The 18,503-nt window shown below is 47.7% G+C and carries 14 protein-coding genes and 5 pseudogenes; 13 read left to right on the top strand and 6 right to left on the bottom strand.

The genetic code is table 11. The features are described from left to right. Positions 1–49 precede the first annotated feature (49 nt). The 3 genes from serC to RE628_RS20680 all read left to right on the top strand — a co-directional run bounded on the left by serC (position 50) and on the right by RE628_RS20680 (position 2,528). Positions 50–1,138: a 3-phosphoserine/phosphohydroxythreonine transaminase gene (gene serC / locus RE628_RS20690; RefSeq protein WP_309154803.1), complete on the top strand. Its 1,089-nt coding sequence runs from the start codon at positions 50–52 to the stop codon at positions 1,136–1,138. 248 nt (positions 1,139–1,386) lie between these two features. Then, positions 1,387–1,851 carry a tRNA (uridine(34)/cytosine(34)/5-carboxymethylaminomethyluridine(34)-2'-O)-methyltransferase TrmL gene (gene trmL / locus RE628_RS20685; protein WP_309154802.1) on the top strand — a complete coding sequence of 155 codons (465 nt, stop codon included), beginning with the start codon at positions 1,387–1,389 and terminating at the stop codon, positions 1,849–1,851. Between the two features lie 431 nt (positions 1,852–2,282). Next, positions 2,283–2,528 (top strand): AbrB/MazE/SpoVT family DNA-binding domain-containing protein, encoded by a 246-nt coding sequence (locus RE628_RS20680; protein ID WP_068780187.1) that lies wholly within the window; start codon positions 2,283–2,285, stop codon positions 2,526–2,528. A 450-nt stretch (positions 2,529–2,978) separates the two neighbouring features. On the opposite strand, the pseudogene RE628_RS20675 reads toward RE628_RS20680, so the two are convergent. Continuing rightward, positions 2,979–4,045: pseudogene (locus tag RE628_RS20675) on the bottom strand (phosphodiester glycosidase family protein). Beyond that, positions 4,042–4,446: a hypothetical protein gene (locus RE628_RS20670; RefSeq protein ID WP_309154801.1), complete on the bottom strand. Its 405-nt coding sequence runs from the start codon at positions 4,444–4,446 to the stop codon at positions 4,042–4,044. The pseudogene RE628_RS20675 and the gene RE628_RS20670 overlap by 4 nt, the downstream one beginning before the upstream one ends. Positions 4,447–4,805: 359 nt before the next feature. Between RE628_RS20670 and RE628_RS20665 the strand changes: the two genes are divergently transcribed. The 3 genes from RE628_RS20665 (at position 4,806) to RE628_RS29755 (ending at position 6,009) form a co-directional block, all read left to right on the top strand. Continuing rightward, complete coding sequence (locus RE628_RS20665) at positions 4,806–5,012, top strand: hypothetical protein (protein WP_309154800.1); 207 nt, start codon at positions 4,806–4,808, stop codon at positions 5,010–5,012. Next, positions 4,919–5,629 carry an aminotransferase class I/II-fold pyridoxal phosphate-dependent enzyme gene (locus RE628_RS29760; RefSeq protein WP_375143130.1) on the top strand — a complete coding sequence of 237 codons (711 nt, stop codon included), beginning with the start codon at positions 4,919–4,921 and terminating at the stop codon, positions 5,627–5,629. Before RE628_RS20665 ends, RE628_RS29760 begins: the two co-directional genes overlap by 94 nt. Positions 5,630–5,700: 71 nt before the next feature. Further along, positions 5,701–6,009, top strand: a complete 309-nt coding sequence (locus tag RE628_RS29755) for a hypothetical protein (protein WP_375142951.1) — start codon at positions 5,701–5,703, stop codon at positions 6,007–6,009. A gap of 118 nt (positions 6,010–6,127) precedes the next feature. On the opposite strand, the gene RE628_RS20655 is transcribed toward RE628_RS29755, so the two are convergent. Continuing rightward, positions 6,128–6,724, bottom strand: a complete 597-nt coding sequence (locus tag RE628_RS20655; RefSeq protein ID WP_375142950.1) for a DUF2161 family putative PD-(D/E)XK-type phosphodiesterase — start codon at positions 6,722–6,724, stop codon at positions 6,128–6,130. 8 nt (positions 6,725–6,732) lie between these two features. Beyond that, entirely contained in the window at positions 6,733–6,864 is a 132-nt protein-coding gene (locus RE628_RS29750) for a hypothetical protein (protein ID WP_375142949.1), read from the bottom strand. A 706-nt stretch (positions 6,865–7,570) separates the two neighbouring features. Here RE628_RS29750 and RE628_RS20650 point away from each other — a divergent pair. The 7 genes and pseudogenes from RE628_RS20650 (at position 7,571) to RE628_RS20620 (ending at position 17,191) form a co-directional block, all read left to right on the top strand. After that, positions 7,571–9,465, top strand: a pseudogene (locus tag RE628_RS20650) (PrkA family serine protein kinase). A 354-nt stretch (positions 9,466–9,819) separates the two neighbouring features. Continuing rightward, positions 9,820–10,655: pseudogene (locus tag RE628_RS20645) on the top strand (YitT family protein). 108 nt (positions 10,656–10,763) lie between these two features. Then, positions 10,764–11,486: a glucosamine-6-phosphate deaminase gene (locus RE628_RS20640; RefSeq protein WP_309154798.1), complete on the top strand. Its 723-nt coding sequence runs from the start codon at positions 10,764–10,766 to the stop codon at positions 11,484–11,486. Between the two features lie 44 nt (positions 11,487–11,530). Further along, positions 11,531–12,502 carry an ROK family protein gene (locus RE628_RS20635; RefSeq protein ID WP_309154797.1) on the top strand — a complete coding sequence of 324 codons (972 nt, stop codon included), beginning with the start codon at positions 11,531–11,533 and terminating at the stop codon, positions 12,500–12,502. A gap of 102 nt (positions 12,503–12,604) precedes the next feature. After that, on the top strand, positions 12,605–14,389 hold the full coding sequence (locus RE628_RS20630; RefSeq protein ID WP_309154796.1) for a glycoside hydrolase family 9 protein: 1,785 nt from the start codon (positions 12,605–12,607) through the stop codon (positions 14,387–14,389). A 206-nt stretch (positions 14,390–14,595) separates the two neighbouring features. Beyond that, a pseudogene (gene yhbH / locus RE628_RS20625) lies at positions 14,596–15,758 on the top strand (sporulation protein YhbH). 46 nt (positions 15,759–15,804) lie between these two features. Next, a pseudogene (locus RE628_RS20620) lies at positions 15,805–17,191 on the top strand (SpoVR family protein). Between the two features lie 389 nt (positions 17,192–17,580). Here RE628_RS20620 and RE628_RS20615 read toward each other — a convergent pair. Next, positions 17,581–18,006: an integrase core domain-containing protein gene (locus RE628_RS20615; protein WP_309154795.1), complete on the bottom strand. Its 426-nt coding sequence runs from the start codon at positions 18,004–18,006 to the stop codon at positions 17,581–17,583. After that, entirely contained in the window at positions 18,003–18,452 is a 450-nt protein-coding gene (locus tag RE628_RS20610) for an IS3 family transposase (RefSeq protein WP_309154794.1), read from the bottom strand. Before RE628_RS20610 ends, RE628_RS20615 begins: the two co-directional genes overlap by 4 nt. Positions 18,453–18,503 lie beyond the last annotated feature (51 nt).

Genomic DNA, 18,503 nt, shown 5'->3' with positions numbered 1-18,503 from the left:
TTAAAAAAACTACGCAGGTATTAAGGTGAACTAGGAGAGGATGGGAGAAATGGGTAAGAGAGCTTATAATTTCAATGCTGGTCCGGCTGCACTTCCGCTTGAAGTATTGGAACGCGCACAAGCTGAGTTTGTTGATTTTCATGGTACAGGAATGTCGATCATGGAGATGTCCCATCGCGGGGCTGTCTATGAAGGGGTTCATAATGAAGCGTCCAGCCGCCTGCTTCAATTGCTAGGCAATCCGCAAGGCTATAAAGTACTGTTCCTACAAGGCGGAGCATCGACGCAGTTCGCTATGATTCCGATGAATCTCCTGACTGAAGGCAAAGTTGGATCTTATGTGAAGACGGGAAGCTGGGCCAACAAGGCGATTAAAGAAGCGAAGCTGATCGGCGAGACTCATGTGGTAGCTTCCTCCGAGGAAAGCAAGTACATGTCCATTCCTGATGTTAGCAATCTCCAATTGCCAGACAATGCAGCTTATCTGCATGTAACCTCCAATGAGACAATTGAAGGGACCCAGTTCTCACAATATCCGGATACCGGCAGCGTGCCGTTGATTGCGGATATGTCGAGTGATATTCTGTGCCGTCCGTTCGACCTGAATCAGTTTGGTATGGTATATGCAGGGGCACAGAAGAATCTGGGTCCTTCCGGGGTAACGGTTGTCATTGCCCGTGAGGAGCTGGTAAGTAATTCTCCTAAGCATCTGCCAAGCATGCTTCGTTACGACATTCAAGCGGAGAACAATTCGCTCTATAATACACCTCCATCCTTCTCCATTTACATGGTAAATGAAGTATTACGCTGGATTGAAGAACAAGGCGGCTTGCAAGCGGTCGAGAAGAACAACCGCGCGAAGTCGGACCTGTTGTACAATGCGATCGACAATAGCGGCGGTTTCTTCTATGGTTGTGCGGACAAAGAGAGCCGCTCCCTGATGAACGTGACTTTCCGCCTTGCTAATGAAGAGCTAGAGAAGCAGTTCATTAAGCAATCAGAGCAAGAGGGCTTTGTCGGACTCAAGGGCCACCGCAGTGTCGGCGGACTCCGAGCTTCGATCTACAATGCAGTGCCATATGACAGCATCAAGGCTCTGGTTGATTTTATGAACCATTTCCAACAGCAAAACGGTTAATGAAGATTGAATCTATCAACCTTCCGTTGCGAATGGCGACGGAGGGTTTTTCTTTTAATGAAGTTTGAAAAGTACGCTTTTCAGCACCGAAGCTTATGCTTGCGATGTGCGTTTCTTCGAAACGCTTCAGTTGGATGAATTTTAAAACATTCTTATACTTCGAGTGCTAAACTGTTATAATAGGTTAGAACTACCCTTAGACAGCTATGGAAAGTACAGATTCTATTATTGATGAGGTGTTAATAAGCATGGCATTGCATATTGTACTCGTGGAGCCGGAAATTCCGGCGAACACCGGGAATATAGCCAGAACCTGTGCGGCAACGGGGACTCACCTGCATTTGGTGCGACCGCTCGGTTTCAATACAGATGATAAAACGATGAAACGGGCAGGTCTTGATTATTGGTACGCGGTAAATATTGAGTACCATGACTCGTTCCAGGAAGTTGAAGAGAAATACGCGGGCAGCCGCTTCTTCTTTGCCACGACGAAAGCGAAGCAGTATTACACAGATTTTGAATTCCGTGACGGAGATTTTCTTGTGTTTGGTAAGGAGACCAAGGGGCTCTCGCCGGAGATTCTTGTGGCACATCCGGATACGTTAATGAAGATGCCGATGACCGATAAAGTACGTTCGCTTAACTTGTCCAATTCGGCAGCTATTATCACTTACGAGGCGCTAAGACAGATTGGCTTCCCAGAAATGGTATAGGCCTCCGGGCAGCTTGATCACCGGGCCGCGCCCGCTGAAATTTGCTATAAGTGCGTGTTCAAAAGAACGGTTTTCAGCACCGAGAAGGTTGGATAAAGCCTAGGGCGTGAGGAGCGGAGCGTACGTAGTTTGTACGTGAGCACCGGAAGGCTCGGCTGAATTCAAGATTCGATGCCGAATAAGCTCGCAGTGTCACTTCGTGATCAAAATTGGGCTTTTTGAACAACCTCTATGACCAGCAGATGTTAGCCAGCGTGGTCCATTACATACCGTTACTGCTAACCAGATTCGGGAGCGGGGAAATCCTGACGAAGCATTTTTACTGTCGAATTAGCAGGAATCTATAAAAAAATAGCGAAATATATATAATTAGATAGGTATTTCGTTCTATTTTTACATATTAATTTTATGTTGGAGAGGTGTTTTATATCATGAAACCAGCTGGTGTGGTCCGTAAAGTGGATCAACTGGGAAGAATCGTATTGCCCAAGTCGCTGCGCAAAAGATATCAAATGAATGAAGGGGACCCTGTAGAAATTCTTGTACAAGGTGATCATATTATTTTGGAAAGATATCGTCCGAAATGCGTATTTTGCGGCTCTATGGACAATGTTAGTGACTTCAAAGAACGCTCGATCTGCAATCAATGCTTGGTCGAGATGAATCATTTGACCTAAAAGTATGTGTTCAAAAAGTTCGGTTTTCAGCACCGAGAAGGTTGGATGAAGCTAGGGTCTGAGGAGCGGAGCGTACGTAGTTTGTACGTGAGCACCAGAAGACCCGGGTGAATTCAAGATTCGATGCCGAGTTACTTCTTGATTCACTTCGTGATCAAAAGCGGACTTTTTGAACAACCTCTAAATGTAATAAAGAAGCTTCCCTTTGAAGGGAAGCTTCTTTATTACAGGCCTTTTGTTTTATCGTCGTTATAGGATGAAGTTAGAATTCCACACAGGAACATGGCCAGTACAATGGCAATAATCCAGAATGTTAATGAGAAAGACAAGGACGACACCTCCAAGTTAACATCTCTTATTCCTATTATATCCATCTCTTCGATAAAAATAAATCAAAATATGATATATTTCACAGACGGAACGAGATCACTTGTGTAGTGGTCTTTTTTTCTATTTAAAAAATAGAAAATGAGTAGGAACAGGACGAAGTTGCCCATCGGAGGGCTGATTCACGATTTGGCCGTTAACGACGAGTGAGGAGGAACCGCCACCGTCCAAATTGTAAGCGTCCTGAACGCCGAGCTTGTACAATCTTCCCTGAATTTCTTCCAGGGTTGCCCGGAGCCGCCATTCTCGTTATATCCGTCCACGACGATAATAAGCAATTGGTCGTCTTTGTAATTACCGATGACGGTGCGTGGAGCTCGCAAGGGCGAGGTTTTCCATTTGTCCGGGATCAGCTTCTTTTGTCCGTTCTTAAGTAGAACCGGTACAAAGGTAGCCCCAAATTCCGGGTGGAGCCGATCCAGCTCCTCTTGCGAGGAGAACTGTCCGCCGATCAATTTGCCGGATTTGTTCAGTCCCACGAAGAAGAGATCCTTGTAGCTGGATTCAAATCCGCCCAAATATTTGCCGTCCAGTACGGTTGTACTTAGCGGGAAACGTCCTTTTTTGGAGTCGGCGAATCCGCCAGCATTGATCCCGGCAACAGCTCCATAGCGCTTGACCGCAGCTAGTGTTGTCTCAGATCCGCCCAGCTTATCTTTGCCTAGAGTCATTTGCATCGCATCTGGTGACTTAAGCTTGACCTTCATGGCATAGCCATGATAAGTACCGGGATTCACGGTGAACAGCTCAAGCCTTATGCGGTCGGATTCTACGGTCTTGTATGGAGAGCCGAGCAAGCTCGTAATTTTTTTATTATAGATGGTTTCAGGCCGTTTGGCGGCATTCTGTGATGCCTGCACGATTTTGGACATGACGGAGGTCGTCTTATTGTACAGCTCAGCCGTCTTCTTAATAGACGTTATTGTTGTCTGGGCTGCGTCCTGAGCTTGTTCCAGCTGTCCGGAAATCGCGACTGCGGTAGCCGGAATATCTGTATTGACTGTAAATGGTTCGGGTTTCTGTTGAAAATTCAGGCTTGTTCCGCTAATCAGTATGGCGATGATAAGCCCCAGGAAGGGACCCGTCACGAGTAAAAAGAAGCGATTGATTTGTTTATGTGGTGCTATCATTTTAATAGTTCCATCTTCTTCTGCAGCTCGGCCAGCTGCGCTTTGACTTCATTCAGCTGTGAGTACAGCTTGTTGCTGTTATCCGTCTTATTGCTGGAATTATCCTTCGTGAAGGTCAGCAGCTCATTGAAGGCTTCCACCTTGTTATTAAGCTCCTGAATTTCAGCGGATAGAGCGGATAGCTGCGTCGTATAATCGGTCTTCATCGCTTCCGTGCGGGTTTGTATTTCCTGGTTCATCTGCGCGATCATCGATTCTTTCAAATGATTGCTGTATAAGTAAGCGGCGGTAACGCCGAGAGCGATAAGAAGAATCCAAGTTAATAGAACCATCTTTACGGATGGTCTACGCTTCTTTCTGCTCGGGACACTGTCTGACGTTGGCTCTGTGGAGTAAGGCATTATATCACCTCTAGTTATGATTTCCAAGATTCCATTCTATCATGTGGTATCGTTTCTCGCAAAACGGACTTTATTGATAGTGAAAAAAAGGTTGAATGGTAGATTTGCGGCAATAATTTGTCCTCGGGTACAATCGCCGTAAGAGTAATGATTCGGAAGAGGAGGAATGAACTTGGAAAGGTGGTTGGAGCAGACGATCGGGCAGTTGCCGGAAATATTCCGCAGTGATGTCGAGAACTTGATTCGTGACGGCGATTTTATTTCCTTCGCCGGGAGTTCAATCGGGGAGATGTCTTCGTTCAGCGAACGAATGGTGCGAATTGTGGAGGAATTAGGATTGGCCGGAGAATGGAAAGGGAATGCGTTGCGGGAAGCAGGGGCGAAGGTCCATCAGGCAGGGGAAGCCACTGAAGGGGCTGTGGCCGCTCAGGCAGATGAAGCAGCAGGAGCAGCGGCCGTGGCATCGGAGCGACTGCGCGATTGGCTGGCCTCCGCTTATCGGCAAGCGGAGGGCGGGGAGAGAGCAGCAGAGGCGGAGGACCGCCTGCTGCTGGTGGACAGTGTAGCAGGCGCGCTGGAGCTTGCGATTAGCGCGCTGCTGAAGCCGGGCGACGCGGTGCTGGTGGAGTCGCCCAGCTCGCCGGAGGCGCTGTGGATGCTGCGCCTCCGCGGCGCGGTCCCTGTCCCGGTCCAGTGTGACCGGGACGGCATGCTGCCGGACGATCTGCGGCGTCAACTCCGCGCGGCGAAGCCGGCGCTGGTGTACGTAACGCCGCTGCATAGCACCGGGCCGTCCGGCGCGGTGTGGAGCCAGCAGCGCATGCTTACGCTGCTGGAGCAGTGCGATCGGCATCGTGTGCCGATCGTCGAGGACGGCACCGCCTGCGGGTGCCGGGGTTCGCGCGCGCCTGGCTGCAAGGCGCAGGTGCGCCAGGGGCGGGCAATGCATCGATCTCGGCAGCGTCCGACTCGTTCTTCTCCTTATGGCTTAGCCAAGCCAAATGGAGAAGAACGAGCGTCGTCTTGCTGGATTCGTTCGAGCGGGCCCTATCCCCATCGTTGCCGCTGGCCTGGCTACGCGGCGATGCGGCAATGCTTGCCAGGCTCGCAGTCGCCGGCACTGAAGAAGCCGTTCATAGCCGTGCTTCCATTCAGAACTGTCTTATCCTTGATAGGTTGCTGACGGGGGATAGCTTCTCATTAACGGAGTATACCGCGGAGATAGAAGTAGAATTGAATACTCGGCGGGTTTATTTGAAGGAGAAGCTAAAGCAAACGGAGTGGCAGGAGGCCAAGGTTTATGATCCGGGAGTCGGGTTATTTTTGTGGGTGCGGCTTCCCGAAGGAATTACTTCAGAAGCGCTACTTAAGGCCTCGATGTTAGAAGGGGCGGCATTTACACCGGGCATGCACTGTTATGCCGTGGCAGAGGAATTGCAAAAGTTTCCGGCTATGGAGGGCGAATGGATACGGCTGAATTATGCAGCATATCCGTTATTGGGGGCCTCCGAGGGTATTGCGCGGATTGAAGACGCCTTGATGGAATTTACCGCCAGAAGCTAAGGGGCATACAACGAAAACACCGCGTGCTGGATCGCGCGCGGTGAGAGGCAGAAATGGGAGGACGCAGAACCCTTATACCTGCTGAAGAGGATATTATTTTTTAGGGTGGACTGGGAGTTCAATCTTCTATAGATGGAGCGGCGCTGCTCCATCCTTCGATAATGTAGCTATACTGCTTAAGTCCATGCTCGCCTTCAGGGGTCAAAACATAACGACCACGCGAGACCCTGCGGAACCAAAGATAGTAGTTCTTCTGCAGAATCGCTGCTGTCTGACCAACGCCGCTCCGAAGCTTAATGTCTTTAGGGGCCATCTCCCCGCCTTCCTGCAGCACCACCGCAATTCGCAGCGCCTTCTCACGATATGCGGTCATCAGCTTCGTGCCATGACTGCCGCCGACATTATAGTCGCCGCTTCTTTCATTAAATTCATATTGCAATCGGGCGGCCCTGGCCTTAATGACCTTCGGTGAAGGCGTGGGTAGATGATCACCAGGCATGCAGTGAATCTCGACAAAAGGCTTCTTGGTCTTGTACTGCGTAATGGTGATGAAGCCGAGACCGAGTCTGCGGCACAGGTTCGTAATGTCGCTCCAGCGCTGATTATGAGCTCCCTTCTTGGCCCGCGCCCGCTCTACAGCCAGATATACCTCGCTGCTCAGCTTCTGCCGCTCCAGTCCTTGCAGGAGCAGGGGAAGATTGAAGCCCTTCTTCATTTCCACGATTAACGGTTCATCGCTCTCCGCAGGTAGCCGACTAGATCGCAATGCCGTACCTCGCTCTTTATTTCATATCCCCGCTCCTCAAAAAAAGCCTTCAGCGGGGCATACAATTCCGTCTCATGCTTGACTGCCATGCCGCTTCTCCCTCTATTTATAAGATTTATACGCTAACGAAACTGGGAAACGTTATTGTCGCTTAAATGCTATGATTTAAATTCTAACGAAACAGAGACACGTTATTTAGGGGGGATTTGGCCTAAGTACCGTGGTTTTGGCTGAATAGCGATACACAGTTTCGTTAGATTTTCTTACGGCCTGCTTTAGCTCAAATAACGATCCCACGTTTCGTTAGAATATCTATCGTTCCTTATTGTGCGAGTCTTCCATGTTCCGTTAGGCCACTGGAGCCCATTATTTTGGGGGTGTGTAAACAGAAAGCCCCTTCCACTAGGCAAATGTCATCTCTAGATTCGGTACACTCATATATTTACTCATCTATTGCAAATGTCACCGCCATTGCGACTGCTACTCATTGATTGTCGGACTCAGCTAATAACTCAAATTATAGCACAGCCAGAAATACGTCTGGAACGGTCAGTAATACGGAGGCTTGTTCTATAGAGAGTATGGTGTTAAGTTGACTATTCCTACTGGAATAATTAATACGGATAAAAAAGGTCAACTTCTTGCTTGTTTCCGCATAGGTATGTAATACACTTTTTCTAATTGAGTCAAATGAGTGAATAAACAAGATGAAATATCATTTTGTAGGTTATTCCATTGCTAGTTCAGGATCAAAGGGACGGGGATACCCCAAGCGGAGTACAGGAGGTACTGAACATGGACATTTTTGAACGTATAGCGGCTTACCGGGCGGAAAGCGATGCTTTAGCATGGAACGGAACATTTAAAGACTATGTCGCTCTGCTCGCTGAGGATCCTTCGCCTGCCATGACGGCCCATGCCCGGGTGTATGAAATGATTGAGTCTTATGGTGTGGAAGAGCTGAATGGCCGGAAAAAGTATAAGTTTTTTGAACAGGAAATTTTCGGACTGGACCGAGCAGTGGAGAAGCTGGTAGAGGAGTATTTCCATTCTGCGGCTAGAAGACTCGATGTTCGCAAGCGCATCTTGCTATTAATGGGTCCGGTGAGTGGTGGAAAATCGACGATTGTCACCATGCTTAAGCGTGGTATGGAGCAATTCTCCCGTACGCAGCGTGGAGCAGTCTATGCAATCTCCGGCTGCCCGATGCATGAGGAGCCGCTGCATTTAGTACCTCATGAGCTTCGTCCGGAGGTAGAGAAGGCGCTACATGTTAGAATCGAGGGAAATCTCTGCCCAGTCTGCCAGATGAGACTGCGTACAGAGTTTGACGGAGATATCGAGAAAGTACCGGTTAGAGAGTGATCTTGTCCGAGGATGGACGGATCGGGATCGGTACATTCAGTCCTTCGGACCCGAAATCACAGGATATTGCAGATCTGACGGGGAGCATCGATTTCTCGACGATTACAGAATTTGGCTCAGAATCCGATCCACGAGCTTACCGCTTTGACGGAGAATTGAATAAAGCAAACCGAGGTCTGATGGAGTTCCAAGAGATGCTGAAGTGTGATGAGAAGTTCCTTTGGAATCTGTTGTCCTTAACGCAGGAAGGGAATTTCAAAGCGGGAAGATTTGCCTTAATTTCGGCTGATGAGCTTATTGTCGCTCATACTAACGAATCGGAGTATAAATCCTTCATCGCCAACAAGAAGAATGAGGCGCTGCAATCCCGGATGATCGTTATGCCGATTCCATATAACCTGAAAGTGTCGCAAGAGGAGAAAATATACGCCAAGTTGATTGGACAGAGCGATATGGGGCATGTGCATATTGCGCCGCATGCTCTGCGTTCTGCGGCGGTCTTCTCTATTCTGACTCGCTTGAAGGAGACTAAGAAACAAGGAGTCGATCTGGTCAAGAAAATGCGCCTCTACGATGGGGAAGAGGTAGAGGGCTACAAAGATGCCGATTTGAAAGAGCTGCAGAATGAGTACTTGGAGGAAGGAATGTCCGGGGTCGATCCACGCTATGTCATTAACCGGATTTCCAGCGCCTTGATTAAGCAGGATATCCAATGCATGGGTGCTCTTGATATTCTTCGCGCGATAAAAGATGGATTGGACCAACATGCTTCGATTACCAAGGAAGAACGCGATAGGTATTTGAACTTTATCAGCATTGCTCGTAAAGAGTATGATGAGATCGCTAAGAAAGAAGTACAGAAGGCATTCGTCTATTCCTTCGAGGAGTCGGCTAAGACATTGTTCGAGAATTATCTCGACAATATCGAATCGTTCTGCAACTGGACGAAACGGCGTGACCCGCTTACGGATGAGGAGATTGATCCGGATGAGCGGCTGATGCGCTCGATCGAGGAGCAGATCGGTATTTCCGAGAATGCCAAAAAAGCGTTCCGTGAAGAGATTTTGATTCGAATCTCGGCCTACTCCCGTAAAGGTCGCAAATTCGAATACAATCATCATGATCGGCTACGGGAAGCGATTGAGAAGAAGCTGTTCGCTGATCTAAAGGATATCGTTAAGATTACGACCTCAACCAAAACCCCGGATGAGAGTCAACTGAAACGCATTAATGAGGTCAGCAAGCGCTTGATTGATGAGCATGGATATTGCCCCGTATGTGCGAATGAACTGCTGCGGTACGTTGGTAGTCTGTTGAATCGCTAGATTATTCCGCTATCAAGGGCGGGAGCCATGATGGGGGCATGGGCTCTTACCTCTAGAGGGAAATGAGCTTATATAAATGATTAGAGTCTGTCACTGGGCCAGTGGCAGGCTTTTTTTGTTTCATTTGAATATTTATTCATTTTCTGAAAATGGGTTAACAAATCATAATATTTCCACTACAATTAATTAGATGCCTGATCGGCCAACTGGTTCGGATCGAATTACAATTCATACTAAGAAGAAGGGCGTACCCTTGCCACGGTGCGCTCTTTCCAATTTTGTACGGTCAGGAGGAATTACTGATTTTAGCGCTAGTGGTACAACCATACATACTCACAAGAAGGGGCTTACTTCATGAAAAAGAGAATAACCGATATTGTAACAATCATCTTTGGCGCATTGATTTTTGCATTGGATGTGAATCTGTTTGTAATTCCTAATGATTTTGGTGAAGGAGGAGTTACCGGGGTCACGATTATTCTGTACTACTTGTTCCACTGGTCTCCTGGTCTCGTTAACTTCATATTTAATTCTATTTTGCTGGTGATCGGGTACAAATTTCTCGATAAGCAGACAACCATATATACAATTATCGCTGTCGTATTCAACTCTCTCTTCTTGTATCTTACAGAAGGCTGGACGATCGCTTCCCATGATTTGATGCTGAATGCTGTCTTTGGTGGTGTATTTGCCGGGTAGGCATTGGACTCATTATTAAGGTTGGCGGGACGACGGCAGGGTCGACAATTCTTGCACGGATCATGAATAAGTATTTGGATTGGAATGTAAGTTATGCTTTGTTATTCTTCGATTTGATCGTCGTCTTTGCTTCCTTGTTCATCATTGGTGTTCAGAGCTTGATGTTCACCATTGTGATGTTATTTATTGGTACCAAGGTGATGGATTTTATTATCGAAGGCTTGAATCCGAGAAAAGCGGTGATGATCGTCTCCAAGGAGCAAAATCAGATCGCCGAGCAGGTGAATGTCGTGATGGAACGGGGCGTGACTGTGCTTCACGGACATGGCTTCTATACGAAGCTGCCGCAGGAAATTTTGTATATCGTCATTAATAAGCAGGAGATCAGTCAACTGAAGAAGATCGTTAAGGCGATCGACACGAATGCATTTATTACGATTCATGATGTACGTGATGTGTTCGGGGAAGGATTTATGGAGCTGTCGAAATAGACGGCTCTTTTTTTGTAGAATATTAACCCCTTATTAGAAGATTTTCTACCTTAAATTCTGGTAGAGAGGGGTAATATAGAGGTGAATACACATCATGGGAGGTGCTTCATGAGGATCATTGTGGAGGATACGGAGGAACAGTTTCATATAGCGTCCGCACTTGAAGTGACGAAGCAAGTCATCGCGAAGCCAAATAGTGTGGTTACGTTCGCGGGAGGAGAGACTACCGTCGGGCTTTATCGTGAGTTGACCCACCTGTACCAAGAGTGGCGTATTGATTTCTCAAAAATGAAGGCGTTTACACTAGACGAGTATGTCGGTCTGTCCCCTGATGATCCGCGAAGTGTCAGCTATCGGATTCGTTACCAGGTTCTGAACCATATCGGTGTGCAAAGCGACCATATTTATATGCCGGATGGTATGGCGGAAGATCTACAGAAGGCTTGTACCACCTATGATAGGCTTCTCGATGAGCATCCTGTTGATCTCGAGATTCTCGGGATCGGGAGTAATGGCCACATTGGATTTAACGAGCCGGGAACCCCCTTCCATCTGGATACGCATGTGAGCAACCTAACTAGCCGTACTGCAAAGGATAAGGCAGGATTCTTCGGCGCGGTCGGCAGCGTACCTGTACAGGGGATTACCGTAGGGATTAGGCGAATTATGAGATCGAAGCATATTTTGCTTCTGGCTAAAGGAAAGAGCAAGTCCGAAATTATTAAGCAGGCCCTAATGGGCCCGATCACTACAGATGTTCCAGCCTCTGTTCTACAGCTGCATCCTAGTCTGACGATTGTTTTGGATAAGGCGGCAGCTGAGCTGATGTAGGCAAGATTGTGATCCAGGGTTAGATAGAAAGGAGATCGAGACAAATGCGTGTTGGTGAGCCGGTAACTGTAGGAATTGATATTGGTGCAACAAAAATATTAATCGGGTCGGTAACGCGTCAGGGTGATATTACTCATCATGCTAGATACGGGATCGATCTTAGTACGGAGTCCTCGTTAAAGGGCAGTATCTATCGTTCCATAGCGGATTATATCCAAGGGTACGGTAATGAGAATATATCTGGAAATATCGGAATTGGAGTATTCGGTCACGTTGATTTTGAACAGGGTGACTGGCTCGGAACGATGAGATTGCCCGGGATGGAAATGATACACTTTAGAGATGATCTTAAGCAACGCTACGGAATGAATGTAGCGATCGATAATGATGTACATACGGCGGCTCTGGCTGAGCTGCATCTTGGTAAAGGACGCGAATACCGTCATTTTCTATATGTTAATATCGGCACGGGGATTGCTGCGGGGATTGTTAGTGATGGCAGGTTGATTAGGGGAGCCTCCAATTATGCCGGGGAGATCGGTCATACTTTTGTCGGGCGTGATATGGAGCAGTGTATGTGCGGAAGCAGCTGGTGTCTAGAGTCTGCCGCATCAGGGGGCGGTATGATCAATCGGGCGATTCGCTGGATTAGCGATTATCCGGATTCCAGACTGGCCTCTCTAATTCAATCCGGTTGCATTACCTCTATGGATATTTTCATGGCGGCGCGTCAGGGAGATCCACTAGCCATGAGAATACATAAAGAATTCATCTGGTCGATCGGGATCGGGCTGGTTAATCTTGTGAATATCCTTAACCCGGAAGCGATCATTCTCGGCGGTGGAGTGATGAGGGATCGTTGGCTGTTGAAGGAGCTTAGTGATTTTATTTATCAGAATTCAACCGGAGTGTCGAGAAGAGGATTGAAAGAGATCTCACTCACAGAGCTCGGGCCACAGGTGACCGGATTACTCGGTGCGGCTTGTCTGGCATGGGATTATGAAGGAACGGGTTAGTAGAAAATTGGGACATTTCAATCGGATACCTTTATTCATTCGGACAAACGATGGTTCAGCTAATGTGCAGTATGACTAGGTAGGAAGTGAGGGGACGACTGGATGAAAGTTCTAATTAATCATATTGGTTATGAGCGAAAAGGAACCAAACGTGCTGTTATCCTGGGCGGGAGTGGTGATGAGGTCAGCGGTTTCCGCGTTGTGGATCAGTTGAACGGGCGAACGGTCTATTCTGGAAGTGCTCAGCGTTGTGGAACGGTGGACAGATGGAGGGATTGGCATTTCTGGACGGCAGATTTTAATGCATTGCAGATCGAGGGTCGATATGTGATCGAATGTGATACGTCGCAAGGCACCATCAGATCCTATGAGTTCGTTATAGAAGATAATTTACTCGGGAGGCAGAGTCTATCGGACGTTATTTTCTATTTCAAAGCTCAACGGTGTAGTGGAGATTTCGATCGGGCGGACCGGAATATCCCTTTCGCTGGGGAGCGAGAAGGGCGACATGACCTGCACGGGGGCTGGTATGATGCGACCGGGGATTACGGTAAGCATCTATCGCATTTGTCGCATGCGACTTATTTTAATCCGCAGCAGGGTTCTTTTACAGCATGGGCGCTGTTTAAGACGCATGAGCTACTCGAGGAATCGGGAAATCGCCATTATTACCAATTCAAACGTAGATTGCTGGATGAAGCGATGTTTGGTGCGGACTATATGTTCCGTATGAGGGCACCCTCGGGCAGCTTCTTCCGTTCGGCCAAACGCAGCGGAGAATTCATGAAGTCGGAGGACCGGAGGATCTCCTTTCAGTACAAGAACTCTTCTTCCCAGTTTGGTGCTGCGGTAACAGCTGATGTTGAAGTAATTACCGATGAGTCCTATGAGACAGGATTCCGTCAGGGCGCTGGATTCGCCATTGCAGCTCTAGCTGCTGCGAGTAGACACGCCTACCCAGGCGACTTTTCGCGCGAGCAATATTTGCAGGCAGCTCGTGAGTCGTATGAATATCTTGCGACTAATAATGCCAAGTATTTGAATGATGGCAAGCCGAATCTGTTGGATGAATATTGTAAGTTAACCGCATTGGTTGAATTGTACCAGGCCTCCTTGGATCCGGATTATCTAAAACAAGCTGGCGAGAGTGCCGAGCGGTTAATTGGTTATTTACAGCCAAGTGCAGAATGGGGCCACTATTGGAGCGCCAATGAAGAGGGGCGCCCATTCTTCCATCCTTCGGATGCCGGGCTTCCGGTGGTAGCGCTACTGAACTATTTGCAGATTGAGAAGAATCAATCGCGCCGGGCCAAAGTGATGGAGGCGGCACTTCAGGTCATGGAGTCGGAACTCAAGATTACCGCAGAGGTCACTAATCCATTCGGACTGGCAAGACAATGGGTTGAGAGCAGTGATGGACGGAGATATACTTCATATTTCCTGCCTCATCAGACAGAGGCTTCGCCTTGGTGGCAAGGGGAGAATGCGCGTCTGGCATCTCTAGCTGCAGCGGCTAGGCTACTGGGTAAGCAATTGACAGATGCTAAGGATGCGGAGTTTAAAGAGAAGCTATCAGCTTATGCGGATGCCCAGTTGAGCTGGATTCTTGGACTTAATCCATTTGACAGCTGCATGCTGCAAGGCTCCGGACGGAACAATCCACAGTACCATTTTGTGAACGGATTCGATTATATGAATTGTCCTGGTGGAATCTGCAACGGAGTTACCTCCGGATTAACCGATGAAGAAGACATCGAATTGTTTGTCAGATCCGAACCCGGCGTCGTTGACGATAATTGGCGCTGGGCCGAGCAATGGCTGCCGCATGCTTCATGGTATATGTACGCGGTCGCGCTGGGGATATATCGGATGAAGATTTGTGAGTAAGATTTATTGGACCAGATAATAAGAATGATGTATAAACCACCGGACTATAGTCTCCGGTGGTTTTGTTCGTTATAGCTGCCCTATTCTATTTCTGCTAATGGGCTATACTTGCTTTGTTTCTTCCTCACATATCACCGTGCCGTTTGAATATACTTAGTTACAACTACTTTTTAATTCCCTGACATTCCAATAGGGAGGTGCCCACCGTGTCATCTTCATTTGAACAGAATAAGTTCAGCTTCGTCGTCTCCAAGGAAGATTGGTCGCTGCATCGCAAAGGCTACCAGGATCAGCAGCGCCACCAGGAGAAGGTGCGGGAAGTGATCAAGCAAAATCTGCCGGATCTGATTACTGAAGAGAATATTATTATGTCGGACGGCAAGCAGATTATTAAAGTTCCTCTACGCAATTTGGAGGAATACCGCTTCATTCATAATTTTCAGAAACAGAAGCATGTTGGGCAAGGGAATGGAGACAGCGAGGTTGGCGATGTGCTGGCTCAGGATCATCCAAAGGATGCCGGCAAAGGGGGCAAAGCAGGCAATCAGCCAGGTCATGATGTCGTAGAAGCCGAGATCAGTATCGAGGAACTGGAGGATATGCTGTTCAATGAATTGGAGCTTCCCTTTATTCAGGATAAGGACAAGAGGAAATGGAGACCGTCTCATTCCGCTTCAACGACGTCCGCAAGAAGGGACTGATGTCGAACATAGACAAGAAACGGACGATTCTAGAAAACCTACGTCGCAATGCGACTTCCGGCTCTCCGGGCATCCATGGTATCTCACCGGATGATCTGCGCTATAAAACGTGGGAGGACGTCCAGATTCCTCGCTCCAATGCAGTCATTATCGCCATGATGGATACGAGTGGATCCATGGGCAATTTTGAAAAATACTGCGCACGCAGCTTCTTCTTCTGGATGACTCGATTTCTGCGTCGCCAATATGAGAAGGTCGAGATTGTGTTCCTGGCTCACCATACAGAAGCGAAGGAGGTCAGTGAGCAGGATTTCTTCACCCGCGGTGAAAGCGGCGGCACGATCTGCTCTTCCGTCTATCAGAAGGCGCTAGAGATTATTGATGAACGGTATCCTTCGTCCAGCTACAATATTTATCCCTTCCATTTCTCTGATGGAGATAATCTGACTTCGGACAATGAACGCTGTACTAGGCTCATCAATGAGCTTCTGAAGCGCTCAAATATGTTCGGCTACGGGGAGGTTAATCAATACAACCGCGGTAGTACCTTAATGTCCGCTTATCGCAATTTGAAGCATGAACGATTCTTGTACTATGTAATTAAGGAGAAGGGTGAGGTGTACCAGGCCTTGAAACGCTTTTTCCATAAACGGAAAGGGGGCAAATAACGTGGCGGCTGAGCTGGAACAGTTGGAATATTCGATTCAGGAAATTATGGAAATCGCCGATGGATTCGGGCTGGACTATTATCCGATGCGTTATGAGATCTGTCCAGCGGACATCATCTACACCTTCGGGGCTTATGGTATGCCGACCCGCTTCAGTCATTGGAGCTTCGGAAAAACCTTTAATAAAATGAAGATGCAGTACGACTTTGGATTAAGCAAAATTTACGAGCTCGTCATTAATTCCAATCCATGTTATGCCTTTCTGTTGGAAGGAAATTCGCTGATTCAGAACAAGTTAATCATCGCCCATGTACTGGCTCACTGCGACTTCTTCAAGAACAATCTTCGCTTCTCGGCAACAAACCGTGATATGGTCGAGAGTATGTCTGCGACCGCGGAGCGGATCAGTCGTTATGAGTTGATTCATGGAGCGAGCAAGGTGGAAGCTTTCATCGACGCTGTTCTGGCTATTCAGGAGCATGTCGATCCGCAGTTAATTAAGCCACACCGCTATGATAAGCGTCAGCAAATGGAAGAGAAGCAGCGCCGCGCTAAGGAGCAGACGAAGGCACCTGTCCGACAGGGAGAATATGATGATCTGTGGGATTTGGAGAACCATGGCGCTGCGCTCTCGGACAGTGAGGACGCGATTTCTTTTCCACCAGAGCAGGAGAAGGATATTCTCTGGTTCATCCAGGAGTATTCGGAGAATCTGGAGGACTGGCAGCGGGATATTATGAGCATGCTGCGTGAAGAAATGCTCTACTTCTGGCCGCAGATGGAGACGAAGATCATGAATGAAGGCTGGGCCTCTTACTGGCATCAGAGGATTCTGCGCGAGATGGATCTGAGCAGTGACGAGACGATCGAATTCGCCAAGCTTAACGCTTCTGTCGTGCAACCTTCGCAAAACCTCAATCCCTACTATCTGGGTCTGAAAATATTCGAAGATATTGAACGGCGTTGGAATAAGCCAACAGAGGAGGAAAGAACAAGATTCGGGAGAGTCCCTGGGCAGGGTAGAGAGAAGATCTTTGAGGTGCGGGAGCTCGACTCAGATACTTCATTCCTGCGCAGTTATTTGACGAAGCAATTGGTAGATGATCTGGATCTGTACATTTTCGAGAAGCAGGGACCCGAATGGAAAATCACCGACAAGGCATGGGAGAATGTGCGTGATCAGCTTGTAGCTTCCCGCATGAACGGCGGATTTCCTTACATTGTCGTGAAGGACGGCGATTATAATCGGGCTGGCGAGCTGCTGCTGAAACATCAATATGACGGTCTTGAGCTGGACCTTAAATATTTGGAGCGCACTCTTCCTTATGTATACTCGCTCTGGGGCAGACCTGGTCCATATGGAGACGGTCGTCGAGAACAAGATCGCCCTGTTCAGCTATGAGGGCAATAAAGTGAGCCGGAAGATAGTTTAGGGTCAGGGTAAGGAGCGGGGACTGGAAAAGGGATAGGCCAAAGCCAAAGCTCTGGTCATGTCCAAGTCCAAGGCTAAGGAAAGTGCCAAAGCTAAGGTCAAGGCAAGTGCCAAAGCAAATGCAGTTCAAGTCCGTTTCGGGGCATCATCAAGTCCATTTTAGGCCCATAAATAAAAAGATTCAGAAGAAAACTGCAGAAATGCAGTTTTTTCTTCTGAAATCGACCGTTTTTAGCAAAAAGCCTGCAAAAATGCAGGTATTTCCTTCGATCATGCCCTAAACAAACCAATTTATAAGAAAAAAACTGCATTTACGGTTCGGCCCCCTAAATCTGGAGTCTGACCCGAGTAAAATACTGTATTCGTAGTCTAACGCTATATTTTAAAGTTTTACAAAGATCTATAGAACTGAGACCGATCTTCGAACTGCATAATCCAACTAGAAAATTGGAGTGGAGACATCCGTTTCAGACTGCCATGCATTCTTCGGTTGTTGTAGAAATCGATATAGTTATCTATCGATTCATAGGCGGCCTCCATCGTCTTGTATTCCATTTTGCTGAATAGATTTTTCTCCACAATACTGTGGAACGACTCAATATATGCGTTCATATTTGGAGTTTTAGGAGGGATTCTTTCGTGTGAAATGCCCCAATTTTCACACGTATCTCCAAATAAAGCACTGATAAATTGAGGTCCATTATCTGTTCGGATCGTGGGTAGCGATTCTCCTGGCTGGATCCGGGACTCTAGTGCCTTTCCCAGAACTTGAATTGCATGAGTAGCCTTACATTCAGAGCCTCGGTAATAGCTCACAATAGCGCGGTCGAATACATCAATGATACTGAGCAGGAAAAGAAGCGGTCACGTCCTGCTACGTAACCATATTTAATATCCATTTGCCATAACTGATTCGGACCGGTGACTAGACGATTTCTAGGCAATCGACGAGGATGCTTCGATCTTCTCTCTCGATACTTTTGGAGAATCCCCAATTCACGACACAAACGGTAAGCTTTCTTATTATTCAAAATGAGACGGTGATCCTTACGGAGGCACTCAGCAAGCAATTTATACCCATACTCGTTCTCTTCGCCTTCTGTAAGCTCTACGAACCACTCTTTAATCTGTTCGTCGCTTATTCTGGTACCGTTTTCCGTTAGCGAATAACCTGGGCATGGACGCCCTTTACGAATGCGTGTTACAGGCTCATCATGTTGGCCTATTCTTTTTTTTCGTGCATAATAGCTTGACTCAGCCAACCCTAAGATTCGCAGTACCAGTGCTGCATAATATCCCTGCTTAATAAACTG

The organism is Paenibacillus sp. D2_2 (genome assembly GCF_031199965.1).
GTDB lineage: Bacteria > Bacillota > Bacilli > Paenibacillales > Paenibacillaceae > Fontibacillus.
The sequence above is the reverse complement of the archived record's forward strand: the minus strand, read 5'-3'. Positions and strand labels throughout refer to the sequence as shown.

Excerpts from the sequence above, each read along its gene's own strand:
- RE628_RS29750 (WP_375142949.1), bottom strand. The coding sequence starts at position 6,864 with ATGGCAGTCAAGCATGAGACGGAATTGTATGCCCCGCTGAAGGCTTTT.
- RE628_RS20670 (WP_309154801.1), bottom strand. The coding sequence starts at position 4,446 with ATGCCTTACTCCACAGAGCCAACGTCAGACAGTGTCCCGAGCAGAAAG.
- RE628_RS20665 (WP_309154800.1), top strand. The coding sequence starts at position 4,806 with ATGCGTTGCGGGAAGCAGGGGCGAAGGTCCATCAGGCAGGGGAAGCCA.
- RE628_RS20680 (WP_068780187.1), top strand. The coding sequence starts at position 2,283 with ATGAAACCAGCTGGTGTGGTCCGTAAAGTGGATCAACTGGGAAGAATC.
- trmL (WP_309154802.1), top strand. The coding sequence starts at position 1,387 with ATGGCATTGCATATTGTACTCGTGGAGCCGGAAATTCCGGCGAACACC.
- serC (WP_309154803.1), top strand. The coding sequence starts at position 50 with ATGGGTAAGAGAGCTTATAATTTCAATGCTGGTCCGGCTGCACTTCCG.
- RE628_RS20630 (WP_309154796.1), top strand. The coding sequence starts at position 12,605 with ATGAAAGTTCTAATTAATCATATTGGTTATGAGCGAAAAGGAACCAAA.
- RE628_RS20655 (WP_375142950.1), bottom strand. The coding sequence starts at position 6,724 with ATGAAGAAGGGCTTCAATCTTCCCCTGCTCCTGCAAGGACTGGAGCGG.
- RE628_RS20635 (WP_309154797.1), top strand. The coding sequence starts at position 11,531 with ATGCGTGTTGGTGAGCCGGTAACTGTAGGAATTGATATTGGTGCAACA.
- RE628_RS20640 (WP_309154798.1), top strand. The coding sequence starts at position 10,764 with ATGAGGATCATTGTGGAGGATACGGAGGAACAGTTTCATATAGCGTCC.